General features: G+C 68.6%; 15 protein-coding genes. 5 read left to right on the forward strand and 10 right to left on the reverse strand.

What is annotated here, in order from left to right; all coding sequences use genetic code 11:
• Positions 1-7: 7 nt before the first annotated feature.
• From LZ686_RS12715 to LZ686_RS12760, 9 genes are all read right to left on the reverse strand, one after another.
• Positions 8-403, reverse strand: a complete 396-nt coding sequence (locus tag LZ686_RS12715) for a RidA family protein (RefSeq protein ID WP_349548042.1) — start codon at positions 401-403, stop codon at positions 8-10.
• Entirely contained in the window at positions 396-785 is a 390-nt protein-coding gene (locus LZ686_RS12720) for an acyl-CoA thioesterase (protein ID WP_349548043.1), read from the reverse strand. The genes LZ686_RS12715 and LZ686_RS12720 overlap by 8 nt, the downstream gene beginning before the upstream one ends.
• On the reverse strand, positions 782-1,912 hold the full coding sequence (locus LZ686_RS12725; RefSeq protein WP_347919145.1) for an acyl-CoA dehydrogenase family protein: 1,131 nt from the start codon (positions 1,910-1,912) through the stop codon (positions 782-784). The genes LZ686_RS12720 and LZ686_RS12725 overlap by 4 nt, the downstream gene beginning before the upstream one ends.
• Positions 1,913-1,962: 50 nt before the next feature.
• Positions 1,963-2,775: an enoyl-CoA hydratase family protein gene (locus LZ686_RS12730; RefSeq protein WP_349548044.1), complete on the reverse strand. Its 813-nt coding sequence runs from the start codon at positions 2,773-2,775 to the stop codon at positions 1,963-1,965.
• Positions 2,772-3,206, reverse strand: coding sequence for a MarR family winged helix-turn-helix transcriptional regulator (locus tag LZ686_RS12735; RefSeq protein ID WP_349548045.1), 435 nt, complete (start codon positions 3,204-3,206; stop codon positions 2,772-2,774). The genes LZ686_RS12730 and LZ686_RS12735 overlap by 4 nt, the downstream gene beginning before the upstream one ends.
• Positions 3,203-3,928 carry an SDR family NAD(P)-dependent oxidoreductase gene (locus LZ686_RS12740; RefSeq protein ID WP_349548046.1) on the reverse strand — a complete coding sequence of 242 codons (726 nt, stop codon included), beginning with the start codon at positions 3,926-3,928 and terminating at the stop codon, positions 3,203-3,205. Before LZ686_RS12740 ends, LZ686_RS12735 begins: the two co-directional genes overlap by 4 nt.
• Entirely contained in the window at positions 3,925-6,204 is a 2,280-nt protein-coding gene (locus tag LZ686_RS12745; RefSeq protein WP_349548047.1) for a bifunctional salicylyl-CoA 5-hydroxylase/oxidoreductase, read from the reverse strand. Before LZ686_RS12745 ends, LZ686_RS12740 begins: the two co-directional genes overlap by 4 nt.
• 42 nt (positions 6,205-6,246) lie before the next feature.
• A complete protein-coding gene (locus LZ686_RS18840) occupies positions 6,247-7,515 on the reverse strand; it encodes a DUF4202 family protein (protein ID WP_502922010.1) in 1,269 nt (422 codons plus the stop codon).
• 121 nt (positions 7,516-7,636) lie between these two features.
• Complete coding sequence (locus LZ686_RS12760) at positions 7,637-8,668, reverse strand: NAD(P)/FAD-dependent oxidoreductase (RefSeq protein ID WP_349548048.1); 1,032 nt, start codon at positions 8,666-8,668, stop codon at positions 7,637-7,639.
• 28 nt (positions 8,669-8,696) lie between these two features.
• Between LZ686_RS12760 and mnmC2 the strand changes: the two genes are divergently transcribed.
• From mnmC2 to LZ686_RS12775, 3 genes are all read left to right on the forward strand, one after another.
• Complete coding sequence (mnmC2, locus tag LZ686_RS12765) at positions 8,697-9,380, forward strand: tRNA (5-methylaminomethyl-2-thiouridine)(34)-methyltransferase MnmC2 (protein ID WP_349548049.1); 684 nt, start codon at positions 8,697-8,699, stop codon at positions 9,378-9,380.
• A 108-nt stretch (positions 9,381-9,488) separates the two neighbouring features.
• Positions 9,489-10,418, forward strand: coding sequence for an ABC transporter ATP-binding protein (locus LZ686_RS12770; protein ID WP_045983316.1), 930 nt, complete (start codon positions 9,489-9,491; stop codon positions 10,416-10,418).
• Between the two features lie 2 nt (positions 10,419-10,420).
• On the forward strand, positions 10,421-11,182 hold the full coding sequence (locus LZ686_RS12775) for an ABC transporter permease (RefSeq protein ID WP_045983333.1): 762 nt from the start codon (positions 10,421-10,423) through the stop codon (positions 11,180-11,182).
• Here LZ686_RS12775 and LZ686_RS12780 read toward each other — a convergent pair.
• Positions 11,179-11,649, reverse strand: a complete 471-nt coding sequence (locus tag LZ686_RS12780) for a hypothetical protein (RefSeq protein ID WP_239441348.1) — start codon at positions 11,647-11,649, stop codon at positions 11,179-11,181. The genes LZ686_RS12775 and LZ686_RS12780 overlap by 4 nt on opposite strands.
• A 247-nt stretch (positions 11,650-11,896) precedes the next feature.
• On the opposite strand from LZ686_RS12780, the gene rimO reads away from it, so the two are divergent.
• Together rimO and LZ686_RS12790 are read left to right on the forward strand one after the other, a co-directional pair.
• Positions 11,897-13,267 carry a 30S ribosomal protein S12 methylthiotransferase RimO gene (gene rimO / locus LZ686_RS12785; protein WP_349548050.1) on the forward strand — a complete coding sequence of 457 codons (1,371 nt, stop codon included), beginning with the start codon at positions 11,897-11,899 and terminating at the stop codon, positions 13,265-13,267.
• The gene (locus tag LZ686_RS12790; RefSeq protein ID WP_252927706.1) at positions 13,257-14,156 is read left to right on the forward strand and encodes a sulfotransferase family protein; all 900 of its coding nucleotides are present in this window, start codon (positions 13,257-13,259) and stop codon (positions 14,154-14,156) included. Before rimO ends, LZ686_RS12790 begins: the two co-directional genes overlap by 11 nt.
• Positions 14,157-14,207: the final 51 nt, after the last annotated feature.

Here is a 14,207-nt window from a genome sequence, read left to right on the forward strand (position 1 = left end):
CGTCCCCCTATTCCGGCACCACGGCCGTGGCCTCGATCTCGACCTTGGCGCGGTCCTCGACCAGCGCCACGACCTGCACCAGCGCCATGGCCGGGTAATGCCGCCCGATCACGTCGCGATAGGCCGCTCCCACCTCGCGCAGCGCGCCCAGGTATTCGTGCTTGTCGGTGACATACCAGGTCAGCCGCACCAGATGCTGTGGCCCCGCGCCGCCCTCGGCCAGGACCGCCACGATGTTCTCCAGCACCTGCCGGACCTGTCCCGCGAAATCGTCGGTCTGAAAGACCTGATCCGCGTTCCAGCCCACCAGCCCGCCGGTAAAGATCATCCGCCCCCGCGCCATGATCCCGTTGGAATAGCCCGAGGCGCGCTTCCACGTCGCCGGATGCAGGGGTTCATGCATGATGCGCCTCCAGGGTCTGTCGCATGTCGTCGGGCCAGGGCGAGGGGGTGAAGTCGCGGTCCATCCAGACCACCGTGGTCCGCGCCTCGACCCGATCCTCGGCGCGGACCAGGAAGCGCGCGCTGGACCGGCCCAGATGCTCGACCACCAGCGTCCAGTCCAGCCGGTCGCCAAGCCGCGCGGGCTTGCGGAACGCCATTTCCAGCGCGACGGTGGGCATGCCCTGGCCGGCCGCCATCATCGGGCCAAAGCCATGCCCCACGACCTCCAGGAAGAAGTTCTCCACCATGTGGTTCACCATCTCCGCATAGCGCGGATAGAAGACGATTCCGGCCGGGTCGCAGTGGCAGAATTCGATGGGAATGGTGCGGGTATAGGTCATGCGCCCTCCAGGATGCTGCGGGCGATGACGACGCGCTGCACGTCGCTGGCCCCCTCGTAGATGCGCAGGGCGCGGATCTCGCGGTACAGGCTCTCGACCGTGCTGCCCGTCCGCACGCCGTCGCCGCCATGCAGCTGCACCGCTTGGTCGATGACCTCCTGCGCGATCTCGGTGGCGTACAGCTTGGCCATCGCCGCCTCGCGCGTGATGCGGGGCGCGCCCTGGTCCTTTGCCCAGGCCGCGCGATAGATCAGCAGGGCGGCGGCGTCGATCTTCAGCGCCATGTCGGCCAGATGCCCCTGGACCATCTGCAGCTCGGCCATCGGCGCACCCTGGATCTGGCGCGACCGCACGCGGGCCAAGGCCTCGTCCAGCGCGCGACGCGCAAAGCCCAGGGCCGCGGCCCCGACCGTGGGCCGGAAATGATCCAGCACCGTCATGGCGATGCGGAACCCCTGTCCCGCCTGCCCGATCAGCGCGTCCCCCGGCAGCCGTACCCCAGTCAGCCGCAGATGCGCCAGCGGATGGGGGGCCATCACGTCGATGCGCCCGACCACCTCCAGCCCCGGCGTGTCCGCAGGCAGCAGGAAGGCCGACAGCCCCCGCGCGCCCGGGGCCTCCCCGGTCCGCGCGACGATCACATAGACATCCGCGATCCCGCCGTTGGAGATATAGGTCTTCTCCCCGTCCAGCACCCACCCGTCGCCATCCCGGCGCGCCGTGGTCGCCAGCCGCGCGACGTCCGACCCGGACGCAGGCTCGGTCAGCGCGAACCCCGAAATCGCCCGGCCCGCCCGCGTCCGCTCCAGCCACGCCCGCTGAGGCCCGCTGCCGAACAGCGTCACCGCCCCCATGCCCAGGCCCTGCATGGCAAAGGCGAAATCGGCCAACCCGTCATGGCGCGCCAGCGTCTCGCGGATCAGGCACAGCGCGCGCACGTCCAGCGCCTCGCCCCCCGAATGCGCCAGCCACCCGCCATCGCCAAGCGCCCGCACCAGCCCCCGGCAGGCCCCGTCCACATCGCCGTGATCCACCGGCAGCGCGCCCAGGGCCCAGTCCTCCAGCCCCTGGGCCAGCGCGCGATGCCTGTCCTCGAAGAACGGCCAGTCCAGAAAGCTGCGATCCATCGTCTTCTTCACCCAAATATCCCGGGGTCCGGGGCAGAGCCCCGGCGCCCTCAATTGCCCTCGAAGACCGGCGTCTGCTTGGCGACGAAGGCCCGATAGGCCCGCTCGAAATCGCGCGTGGTCATGCAGATGGCCTGGGCCTGCGCTTCGGCCTCGATCGCCTGGTCCAGACCCATGGTCCATTCCTGCAACAGCTGCGTCTTGGTGATCCCATGCGCCCAGGTGGGCCCCGCCGCGATCGCCCGCGCCAGATCCATCGCGGCGGCAAACACGTCGTCATGCAGGCTGTTCCAGAACCCCCACCGCTCGCCCTCCTCGGCGCGCAGCACGCGGCCGGTGTACAAAAGCTCCGCCGCGCGCCCCTGTCCCACGATGCGCGGCAGCATCGCGCAGGCGCCCATGTCGCAGCCCGCCAGCCCCACCTTGGTGAACAGGAACGCGGCCTTGGCCGAAGGCGCGGCCAGCCGCAGGTCGCTGGCCATGGCCATGATCGCGCCCGCGCCGACGCAGATCCCCTCGACCGCGGCGATCACCGGTTTGCCGCAATGGATCATCGCGCGGACCAGCTCTCCGGTCATGCGGGTAAAGGCCAGAAGCTGCGGCATCTCCATGCCGACCAGCGGGCCGATGATCTCATGCACGTCACCGCCCGAACAGAAATTACCGCCATTCGAGGCCAGCACCACCACATCCACGTCCGACGCATGGGCTAGCTGTCGAAAGCAGGCGCCCAGCTCGGCATAGCTGTCGAAGGTCAGGGGGTTCTTGCGTTCGGGGCGGTTCAGGCGGATCACCGCGACGCGGTCCGTGACCTCCCACAGGAAATGTTCGGGCGCCAGATTGGCCATGGTGACGGGTTTCATTCGGGCCTCCCGGCGCGGGACAGGATGTCGCGCAGCGCCTCCAGATCGGTTTCGGACAATCGACCCAGGATCGCGTCGACCTCGGCCTCATGGCCCAGGGCCATGATCTCGAACGCCTCCAGGCCTTCGGGCGTCAGGCGCACGCGAATGCGGCGTCGGTCGCCATCCTCGGCCTCGCGGCGGACCATGCCGTCGGCCTCCAGTCGGTCGACGACCGCCGTGGCATTGCCGTTCGACACCAGCAGCAGGCGCGACAGCTCGGACATGGTCACGCCCTCGCGCCTGCGCCAAAGCGCCGCCATCACGTCAAAGCGGGGCAGGGTCGTGCCATGCGCGCGGCGCAGATAGTCGCGCAGGTGGTTCTCGGCCCCCCGCGTCACGCCCAGAAGGCGGATCCAGGTCTTCAGCCGCCGCTTGGACAGGTCGGTCATGCGCTCTCGCCTCCGTCCAGGACGATGGCCTGGCCGTTCACCCCCGCCGCCGCGTCCGAGGCCAGCCACAGCGCCGCGCCGGTCACCTCGGCGGGCGCGATCAGGCGGCCCTGCGGGTTGCGGGCGGTCAGCGCGGCCAGTGCCGCGTCGCGGTCGCGCCCGGTCTTGGCCATGATCCCGTCCAGCGTGCGGCCGGTCATCTCCGTGTCCAGATAGCTGGGGCAGATGGCGTTGGCGGTGATCTGTTTTGCAGCCACCTCCAGCGCGATCGACCGCACCAGCCCCATCACCCCATGCTTGCTGGCCGCATAGGCCGAGGCATAGGCCGCCCCCCGCAGCCCCGCCGCCGAGGATACCGCGATCAACCGCCCCCCCGGTCCCATCTGCGACAGCGCCTGCCGAAAGGTCAGGAAGACCCCCGTCAGGTTGACCGCCATGATGCGGCTGAACTGGTCCAGCGTGGTGCGGGCAAAGGGCGCAGCCTCGGCGATGCCGGCATTGGCGATGACCACCTGGCAGGGGCCGGCGTCGTAGAAGATGCGGCGGACCTGATCCTCGTCGCTGACATCGCCCGGCACGGCGCGGATCAGGCCGCCCGCCACCGCCTCCAGTCGCGCGGTATCGCGGCCGGTGATGACGACCTCATGGCCCTGCGCGGCAAAGGCGCGGGCCATGTCGGCCCCTGTGCCGCTGCCCCCGCCGGTGATCAGGACGCGGGTCATGCGCGGATCTCCTCGGCCTGCTTTGCGGCCAGGCGGCGCGCCTGATCGCGACCCGCGTGATAGGGCAGGGGCCAGTCCGCCCCATCGCCAAGCGCCGTCGCCGCATGCAGCGTCCAGTAGGGATCGGCCAGGTGCGGTCGCCCGATGGCCACCAGATCGGCGCGCCCCGCCATCAGGATGCCGTTGGCTTGATCCGCATCGGTGATGTTGCCCACCGCCATCGTGGCCAGCCCCGCCTGGTTGCGGATGCGGTCGGAAAACGGCGTCTGGAACATCCGCCCATAGACGGGCCGCGCGTCGGGCGTCGTCTGGCCCGCGGACACGTCGATGATATCCGCCCCCGCCGCGTGAAAGGCCTGCGCGATGGCGACTGATTCGTCGGGCGTCACGCCATCCTCGGTCCAGTCCGTGGCCGAGATGCGCACCGACATGGGCCGCGCCTCGGGCCAGACGGCGCGCATGGCGGCAAAGACCTCCAGCGGCCAGCGCAGGCGGTTCTCCAAGTTGCCTCCATAATCATCCGTCCGCCGGTTCGATACCGGTGACAGGAAGCCCGACAGCAGATAGCCGTGCGCCGCATGCAGCTCGATCATGTCGAAGCCCGCCGCATCGGACATGCGAGTCGCGGCCACGAATTGCGCGGTCACTGCCTCCATATCGGCGCGGGTCATCTCTTGCGGCACGGCATTGCCGTCGGACCAGGGCAGGGCGGAGGCCGCCATGATCGGCCAGTTCCCATTTGCCAGCGGCTGGTCCATCCCCTCCCACCCGATGCGGGTGGAGCCCTTGCGGCCCGAATGGCCGATCTGACAGCAGATTTTCGCATCCGTCTCGGCATGGACGAAATCGGTGATCCGTCGCCAGGCCACCTGATGGTCGGGCGCGTAGAGCCCCGGACAGCCTGGCGTGATGCGGCCTTCGGGGCTGACACAGGTCATCTCGGTGAAGACCAGGCCCGCGCCGCCCTTGGCGCGTTCGCCGTAATGGACCAGATGCCAGTCGGTGGGGCAGCCGTCCTGCGCCTTGTATTGCGCCATGGGCGAGACGACGATGCGGTTCTTCAGCGCCATGTCGCGCAGGCGGAAGGGCGCGAAGATCGGCGCGCGGCCCGGCTGGCCGCCGGCCTGGGCCTGGAACCAGTCCTCGGCCTCGCGCACCCAATCGGGGTCGCGCAGGCGCAGGTTCTCATGGCCAATGCGCTGGCTGCGGGTCAGCAGGGAATAGGTAAACTGGATCGGGTCCAGGTCCAGGTAACGCTCGACCTCCTCGAACCACTCCAGGCTGTTGCGGGCCGCCGATTGCAGGCGCAGCACCTCGACCCGCCGTTCCTCTTGATAGCGTTCGAAGGCGCGGGGCAGGTCGGGTTCGGAATGCAGGTAATCGGCCAGCGCAATGGCGCTGTCGAGCGCCAGCCGCGTGCCGGACCCGATCGAGAAATGCCCCGTCGCCGCCGCATCGCCCATCAGCACGACGTTCTCATGATACCAGCGGTCGCAGATGACGCGGGGAAAGTTCATCCAGACGGCCGAGCCGCGCAGATGCGCCGCGTTCGACATCAGATCATGCCCGCCCAGATGGTCCTTGAAGACATCGCGGCAGGTCTCGACGATCTGCTCCTTGGTCATGCCCTCGAAGCCCATCGCGTCCCAGGTCTCTTGCGCGCATTCCACGATGAAGGTCGCGGTGTCGGCATCGAAGGAGTAGACATGCGCCCAGAGCCAGCCCTGCGGCGTCTTTTCGAAGATGAAGGTGAAGGCGTCGTCGAATTTCTGTTTCGTGCCCAGCCAGACGAACTTGCAGCGGCGCATGTCGATGTCGGCGCGGAACACATCCGCATATTCCGCCCGGACCTTGCTGTTCAGCCCGTCGCAGGCGACGACCAGGTCATAGTCGCAGCGATAAGTTTCGGCGGTCTGGAACTCGGTCTGGAATTGCAGGGTGACGCCCAGCTCGCGCGCCCGCTCCTGCAGCAGGATCAGCAGCTGACGCCGTCCGATGCCCGCGAAACCGTGCCCGCCCGAAACCTGCCGGTGCCCGTCGCGTATGACCGCGATGTCGTCCCAATAGATGAAGTGGTCGCGGATCGCCTGGGCCGAGGGCGGGTCGTTCTTCTGCAGCCGCGACAGGGCGTCATCGGACAGCACCACGCCCCATCCGAAGGTGTCGCCCGCGCCGTTGCGTTCCAGCACGGTGACGTCATGCGACGGATCGCGCAGCTTCATCGAGATCGCGAAGTAAAGGCCCGCAGGCCCGCCACCCAGACAGAGAATCTTCATCCCGTGCCACCTCCTGCGATGCAGGCTGGCACGGGTCCGAAATCATTTCAAGCTTGAAACTTCTCTGGCGATGGAGGCTGCGATCATCGCAGGCACTTCGGGGGCCAAGCCCACCGGGTCCAGGCGCGGGCCGGTGAAGCCTGCCTGATCCAGCGCCTGCGGCAGGTCGTCCAGCACATGTTCCGCGCGCAGCGCGAACATCGGCAGGCTGATGGCACGATCCAAGCCGCGGGCGGCGTCGGCGATGATGGGCTCCTGTTCGACGAAGCCCGCGACGACGCGGGCGAAATGCGGCGCGATGCGGGCGGCCAGCGCCATGGTGATGTCGTGGCTGGCCTGCCCACGCTGCGATCCATGCGCGGAGAGGAGCAGGGTCGTATCTGACAGCGCCCAGCCCTGGGCGTCCGCCGCCTGGCGCGCCTTTTCGACGACCAGCGCGTCGAGGCCGGGATCGGTGCCGAAGGGGCGCATGATATGCGCGCCCGGTGCGCCGGCCTGGGTCAGGCGGCGGGGCAGTTCGACGCCGGTGAACCAGCCCTCGGCCATGAACATCGGATAGATGATGCAGTCGCTGCGGCAGGTGCGGGGCAGGGCGTCGGGGTCGGCGAGCGTCGCGCCCAGGACCTCGACGCCGGGGGCGTGGGCCGCGACCTGGGCGGCCAGCGCCTCGATGGCGGCCTGCTGGGGTGCGGGGTCGCCGGGCTGGCCATGCGAGACGATGACGGCGCGCGACAGGGTCTGCGGCTGATCGGCGTCATGGAAATACTGGGCCAACGCCTCGGGCATGGGGAATTCGGCCAGGGCGCGGGCGCGGGCCTCGGCCGACATCTTGCGGGCGGTCTTCTCGATGATGCGGGGGATCTTGTGGTCGGGCTGTTCGGCCATGAAATCGCCCAGATACCAGCGGATGAAGGTGAAGCAGATCACATCCTCCAGCGCCTGGACCTCGGGGTCGCGCTTGAGGCCCTGCTTGGTCAGCATCCTGCGGGCGCGGTCGATGTCATCGGTGTCGTATCCCGCATCGGCCATGATGCCCGCGATGCGGTCGGCGTGACGACGGCCCTGTTCCTGGCGCCAGGCCAGATAGCCGGGGCGGTTCATCGGATAGTCGGCCCGCGGCAGCAGCCAGCGTTCGACATGCTGGCCCCGGCAGGCGATGCGCAGCACGTCATCGGCGTCGGGGAACAGGCGCTGCTGTTCCGCCGTCATGCGCTGGCCATAGAGGAGGTTCGCAGGCTTGCCGTCGTCCAGGTTCGGGTCCTGGGCATTGGCGGCATCGATGGCGGTGAAGGCATGGTCGAGGCGGGTCATCGCGGGCTCCGGCTGGTTCGCGGGGAGTGTGCGCGGGGCGCGCGCGGGTGGCAAGCGGGCAGGGGGGCGCGGCCCCCCGTCCTCCGGACTCCCCCCGGGGTATTTGGGCAAAGGAGAAGTCTCAGGGCAGGGCGAAGAGGTCGGGGATGTCCCGGCGGTCGTCCAGAAGGATCTGCGCGGTCAGGTCTGCGATCAGCGGGGCCATGCCGAAGCCGATCTTGAAGCCGCCATTGACGATCAGGTGGCCGGGGCGGCCGGGCCACGGGGCCAGCACCGGCGCGCGCGAGCGGGCGCGGGGGCGCAGGCCGGCCCAGATGTCGAGGACGGGTGCATCGGCCAGCGCCGGGCAGATCGCGACGGCGCGGGCCAGCAGGTCCTGGGCCTGATGATCGGGGTGTACGGTGTCGTAGGTGTTTTCCGAGGTCGAGCCTATGGCCGTGGTGCCGTCCGCATGGGGCACGATATGCAGCCCGTCGGCAAAGATTTGAGGGCTGTCAGGGGCGGCGTGGGAGAGGAGCAGCGACTGACCCTTGACCCCCTGGCCGATCTTGCGGTCCAGCGCGCTGTTCAGCGCCACAAGTCCCGGCGTGCCCGTGGCCCAGATCGTGGGGATGTGGCCATCGGGGGCCGGCGTATGTTCATGGATCTGGCCGCCCCCGGCGCGGATCGCCGCGGCCAGGGCCTGCAGGGAGGCGCGGGGGTTCAGGCGGGCCGTCAGCCCGTCGGTCAGCCACAGGCCGATGGGGCTGGGCGGGATCAGCGGGCCGTGCGGATCGCGGGTCAGTGCCATGCCCATGGCGGCGGGCCACTGGCGCGCGGCGGCCGCGATGCGGTCCGGCAGGCGGGCGGCGGTATCCATGTCGGGCACGGGTTGCAGGCGGCCGGTGCGGGCGTAACCCGTGGGCAGGCGGGAGGCCAGTTCGACGCTGGCCCAGAAGCCTGGCGCGGCCAGAAGGCTGTCCAGCTGTAGCTGTTTCTTAATGTTCCAGGGGTCGGGCGCATGGGGGGCCAGGGCGCCCACATGGCCGCCCGAGGATCCTGCGCCGATGGTCGCGGCCTCGAACACGGTGACCTGTGCGCCGCGCCGGATCAGCGCCCAGGCACAGGCCAGCCCGAAGACGCCGGCCCCCGCCACATGGATCACCCTTGCCAAAGCCGCGTCCTTTCCCGACAGATGCGTCATGAGCGACCTAACCCATCCCCGCCCCGATGACGAGCCTGCGCTGGACTGGCGCGATGGGGGCGTTCCCGTGTCACAGCAGTTCGACGACCCCTATTTCAGCCTGGGCGGCGGGCTGGAGGAGACGCGGCACGTCTTCCTTGCAGGCAACGACCTGCCCGCGCGGCTGAGGCCGGGGTTCCACGTGGCCGAGACGGGGTTCGGCACCGGTCTGAACGCATTGGCGCTGGCGCAGGTGGCGACGGTGCCCGTGCGGATGACCAGCTTCGAGGCCTTTCCGATGAGCCGCGCCCAGCTGGAGCAGGCGCATGCGGCCTTTCCCGACCTGTCGGCGCTGGCGGCGCAGCTGCGCGACGGGTGGGGGCAGGGGGTGATCCGCGTGGGACAGGTCGCGCTGACCGTGGTCCTGGGCGATGTGCGCCGGACGTTGCCCGTGTGGCGGGACGCGGCGGATGCGTGGTTCCTGGACGGGTTCTCTCCGGCCAAGAACCCGCAGATGTGGGGCGCGGACGTGATGGCCGAGGTGGGCGCGCATACCGCGCCGGGGGGCACGTTCGCCACCTATACCGCCGCGGGCCATGTCCGCCAGGCGCTGTCGGATGCCGGGTTCGAGGTCCTTCGCAACCCCGGTTTCGGGCGAAAGCGCCACATGAGCCGGGGGCGGCTGAGGACGTCGGACGGCTGAATCCGCGGTCCCGCACTGGCAATCGGGGCGGGCAGGGCCTATCTGCGGGACCGGACAGCTGTGCGCGAGGCGCGCCACGGTCCCCGAACTCACCTACAGGAGAGGCGCATGGGCGCGATCATCGACATCGACCACCTGTCCAAGGAATATGGCAGCGGCACCAAGGCGCTGGACGACGTGACCCTGTCCATCGACGAGGGAGAGATCATCGCCCTGCTGGGCCCCAACGGGGCGGGCAAGACCACGCTGATCTCGATCATCTGCGGGTTGGTGGTGCCGACCGGCGGCACGGTCCGCGTGGGCGGGCACGACATCCGCACCGACTGGCGCGCCGCGCGCAAGCTGATTGGCCTGGTCCCCCAGGAAATCGCGCTGGAACCGTTCGAGAAGGTCATCAACTGCGTCCGCTTCACCCGCGGGCTGTACGGCATGCCCCCGGACGAGGCCTATATCGAGCGCATCCTGCGGTCGCTGTCGCTGTGGGACAAGCGCGACGCCGCCACGCGGGAACTGTCGGGCGGCATGAAGCGCCGCGTGCTGATCGCCAAGGCGCTGTCGCACCAGCCCAAGGTGCTGTTCCTGGACGAACCCACGGCGGGCGTCGACGTCGCCCTGCGCCGCGAGATGTGGCAGGTCGTGGGCGATCTGCGCCGCGAGGGCGTGACGATCATCCTGACCACCCATTACCTGGAGGAGGCCGAGGAGATGGCCGACCGCATCGGCGTCATCGCCAAGGGCAGCCTGCTGCTGGTCAAGCCGACCAGCGAGCTGATGGGAGAGTTCGGCAAGAAGACCCTGTCGATCGAGCTGGACCAGCCTCTGGCCGCGATCCCCGACGATCTGTCCGGGCGCGGGCTGTCGCTGTCGGATGACGGGCGGCGGCTGTCCTTCGAATACGACACGCGGGCCGAACGCACCGGCATCGCGCGCCTTCTGGGCGATCTGGCCGCGCGCGGCATCACCGTGCGCGACGTGTCCACGCGGCAATCCAGCCTCGAGGACGTCTTCCTTTCCCTGGTCTCCGAGGACGCGGCATGAGCATCAACTGGTTTGGCGTCTGGTCCATCTTTCACCACGAGATGATGCGGTTCTTCCGCACCATCTGGCAGTCGCTGGCATCGCCCGTGCTGTCCACGGTGCTGTATTTCGTCGTCTTCGGCGCGGCCATCGGGGGGCGCATCCAGTCGGTCGAGGGGGTCGAATACGCGGCCTTCATCGTGCCCGGCCTGATGATGCTGACCGTGCTGCAGCAGGCCGTCAGCAACGCAAGCTTCGGCATCTATTTCCCCAAGTTCAGCGGCACGATCTATGAATACCTGGTGTCGCCCGTCGGCTGGATCGAGGTCACGATGGGCTTCGTCGGCGCGGCGGCGGTCAAGTCGATCCTGATCGCGCTGGTGATCCTGCTGACCAGCTTCGTCTTCGTCGGCGTCCACATCCTGCACCCGTTCTGGATGGTGGCCTTCCTGGTCCTGTCGTCGATCGGCTTCAGCCTGCTGGGCTTCATCATCGGGCTGTGGGCCAAGTCGTTCGAACAGCTGCAGATCGTGCCGATGATGGTCATCATGCCGCTGGTCTTCCTGGGCGGCGCCTTCTATTCGGCCAGCATGCTGCCGCCCTTCTGGGAGGGCGTGGCCAAGCTGAACCCGGTCCTCTACCTGATCTCGGGGTTCCGCTGGTCGTTCTTCGGACTGGCCGACGTGCCGGTGGGGGTGTCGCTGGTGGCGGTGGGGATCATGGTCGTGATCTGCCTGGCCATCATCCGCTGGATCTTTGCCACCGGCTGGCGCCTGCGCGACTAGGGGCGCAGGCTGCCGCAGATCCGCGCCTGCGGGTCCAGGCGCACGTATTCGCGGGCCGAGATGATCTTCATCTCCATCGAGCGGTTCCAGCCCCCGAACCACCGCTCGCGGATGCCGCCACGATAGAAGTTGCCCATGATCTGATCGACATAGGGCGGGATGATCTGGGTGCCCTGGATGCGCGGCGCGTGAAACCCGATCCGCGCCTGCGGCCCCAGGCAGGCATTGGGCATCGTCGTCAGGATCGTGCAGGCCGACCGGCAATATCCGCGGATGCGCACCGTGCGGCCCGACGATGCCAGCTCCTGCCGGGTCTGCACCATCTCCAGCACGTTGCCGCCGCGGTTGTTCCACACGTCGATGAACTCTCCCGCGCGCTGGATGCCTTGCGGCTGCTGGGCCAAAGCGGGGGTCGCGACCGTCAGGGCGGCGGCAAGGATCAGGGCAAGGCGGCGGGGTTTCATCATGGCGACATCTGGTCCTTTTTTCGGGCTGTGGTGAAATCACGTTCCGGCGACGACGGGCATCGGGAACGCGCATTGCCGTGAACCGGTTGCCCGCGGGGGACGTTGGGCCCGCGAACCCATATCGGAGAAGCCCATGTTCCGCCTGCTCAAGCTGTTTGCCATCTTCAAGATGATCCGTCGTTTCATGGGCCGCCGCTGACCGCGGAACGGACTTTCCCCGCGATCCAGAATCGCTTATGTGCGGCGGATGCAGCAGAACCCGCCCGAACTTCGCCCCGACCTTGCGCGTGCGCGCGTCCCGGATGACCGCCGTGACGGTCAGCCGACCATCGGCATGGTCAGCCTTGGCTGCCCCAAGGCCCTGGTGGACAGCGAACGCATCCTGACGCGTCTGCGGGCCGAAGGCTATGCGATCAGCGCCGATTACCATGGTGCGGATGCCGTGGTGGTCAACACCTGCGGGTTCCTGGACAGCGCAAAGGCCGAAAGCCTGGATGCCATCGGCGAGGCGCTGCGCGAGAACGGCCGCGTCATCGTCACAGGCTGCCTGGGGGCGGAACCGGATTACATCACCGGTGCGCATCCCAAGGTGCTGGCCGTGACCGGTCCGCATCAATACGAACAGGTGCTGGACGCGGTCCATGCCGCCGTGCCGCCGCAGCCCGATCCGTTCATCGACCTGCTGCCCGCCAGCGGGGTCAGCCTGACGCCGCGCCATTACAGCTATCTGAAGATCTCGGAAGGCTGCAATCACAAGTGCAAGTTCTGCATCATCCCCGACATGCGCGGCCGTCTGGTCAGCCGCCCGGCCCATGCCGTGGTGCGCGAGGCCGAGCGCCTGGTGCAGGCCGGGGTGCGGGAACTGCTGGTCATCAGCCAGGACACCAGCGCCTATGGGCTGGACCTGAAGCACGCGACCGACCGGGGGCACCGCGCCCACATCACCGATCTGGCGCGCGATCTGGGCAGCCTTGGGGCCTGGGTGCGGCTGCATTACGTCTATCCCTATCCGCATGTGCGCGACCTGATCCCGCTGATGGCGGATGGCTTGGTCCTGCCCTATCTGGACATCCCGTTCCAGCACGCCCACCCCGACGTCCTGCGCCGCATGGCGCGCCCGGCGGCGGCGGCCAAGACCCTGGACGAGATCGCCGCCTGGCGCGACATCTGCCCCGACATCACCCTGCGCTCGACCTTCATCGTGGGCTATCCCGGAGAGACCGAGGCAGAGTTCCAGACCCTGCTGGACTGGCTGGACGAGGCGCAGCTGGACCGCGTCGGCGCGTTCCAGTACGAAAACGTCAAGGGCGCGCGGGCCAACGACCTGCCCGACCACGTGCCCGACGCGGTCAAGCAGGACCGCTTTGCGCGATTCATGGAAAAGGCCCAGGCCATCAGCGCCGCCAAGCTGGAGGCCAAAGTCGGCCAGCGCATCCAGGTGATCGTCGACGAGGTCGACGAGCGTGGCGCCACCTGCCGCACCAAGGCCGACGCCCCCGAGATCGACGGAAACCTGTTCATCGACGAGGGGTTTGACGCCCTGTCGCCGGGCGATATTGTGACCGTGACGGTGGACGAGGCGGACGATTATGACCTTTGGGGAACACTTGAGCGCTGACGCCCTGTCGCGCCTGGTCACCACGCTGACGATCAGCCCGGCCTTCGATCCCCAGGGCCAGCCCCGCAAGCCCGGCGCGCTGTGCATCGGTGCGCAGAAGGCCGGGACCAGCTGGCTGGCCCAGATGCTGGGCCAGCATCCGCAGGTCTGGATCCCGCCCTTCAAGGAGGTGCAGTATTTCAACCATCTGCACATCCCCGAACACCGCCGCTGGATCGCCTGGCATTACCGCAACAAGCCGCAGGAGATCCGCGACCGCCACAAGGTGCGCAAGGTCGAGCTGCAGCCCGAGCTGGACGCCTATCTGACGGCCATCACCAGCGGCAAGATGTTCCACAACCAGTGGTACAAGCGCGTCTTCGCCCCCGCGCCCGAACACGCGATGCCGATGGACTTCACCCCGGAATATTCCGGCCTGCCGGACGAGGGGGTGCAGGCGGTCCGCGACCTGCTGCCCAAGGCGCGCGTGATCTATCTGATCCGCCACCCCGTCGATCGCGCCATATCGCAGCTGCGCATGAACCTGCGCCGGGAAAAGCGCGTGCCTGTGACCGAGGCCGACTGGCTGGCCGAGGTCGCGAACCCGGTCCTGGACGAACGGGGCGACTATGCCGCCTATCTGCCGCGCTGGCTTCGGCGCTATCCCGACATGCTGGTCCTGCCCTTCGGTCGGATCGCGCGCGCGCCGCACCGGGTGATGGACGCGGTCGAGGCGCATCTGGGGCTGGGCCCCTGCTTCTACGCCAACCTGACGCAGAAGGTGTTCGCCAATCCCGACGGCCCGATGCCGCCCCCCGCGGCCATCGCCGCGCTGGAGGCGCGCCTGGCCCCCCAGATGGACGCGCTTCGCGACATCATGGGCGGCGATTTCGTGGACGAGGTGCGCTGATCTTCCATCGGACGCCCGTTTCCCTTACAAAGCGGCAAATTCACAGGAGTT

The organism is Paracoccus sp. NFXS7 (assembly GCF_040148865.1).
GTDB lineage: Bacteria > Pseudomonadota > Alphaproteobacteria > Rhodobacterales > Rhodobacteraceae > Paracoccus > Paracoccus marcusii.

Coding starts and splice junctions, on each gene's coding strand:
- LZ686_RS12745 (WP_349548047.1), bottom strand. CDS start 6,204: ATGAAGATTCTCTGTCTGGGTGGCGGGCCTGCGGGCCTTTACTTCGCG.
- mnmC2 (WP_349548049.1), top strand. CDS start 8,697: ATGAGCGACCTAACCCATCCCCGCCCCGATGACGAGCCTGCGCTGGAC.
- LZ686_RS12740 (WP_349548046.1), bottom strand. CDS start 3,928: ATGACCCGCGTCCTGATCACCGGCGGGGGCAGCGGCACAGGGGCCGAC.
- LZ686_RS12780 (WP_239441348.1), bottom strand. CDS start 11,649: ATGATGAAACCCCGCCGCCTTGCCCTGATCCTTGCCGCCGCCCTGACG.
- LZ686_RS18840 (WP_502922010.1), bottom strand. CDS start 7,515: ATGACCCGCCTCGACCATGCCTTCACCGCCATCGATGCCGCCAATGCC.
- rimO (WP_349548050.1), top strand. CDS start 11,897: ATGCAGCAGAACCCGCCCGAACTTCGCCCCGACCTTGCGCGTGCGCGC.
- LZ686_RS12735 (WP_349548045.1), bottom strand. CDS start 3,206: ATGACCGACCTGTCCAAGCGGCGGCTGAAGACCTGGATCCGCCTTCTG.
- LZ686_RS12730 (WP_349548044.1), bottom strand. CDS start 2,775: ATGAAACCCGTCACCATGGCCAATCTGGCGCCCGAACATTTCCTGTGG.
- LZ686_RS12720 (WP_349548043.1), bottom strand. CDS start 785: ATGACCTATACCCGCACCATTCCCATCGAATTCTGCCACTGCGACCCG.
- LZ686_RS12770 (WP_045983316.1), top strand. CDS start 9,489: ATGGGCGCGATCATCGACATCGACCACCTGTCCAAGGAATATGGCAGC.
- LZ686_RS12715 (WP_349548042.1), bottom strand. CDS start 403: ATGCATGAACCCCTGCATCCGGCGACGTGGAAGCGCGCCTCGGGCTAT.
- LZ686_RS12725 (WP_347919145.1), bottom strand. CDS start 1,912: ATGGATCGCAGCTTTCTGGACTGGCCGTTCTTCGAGGACAGGCATCGC.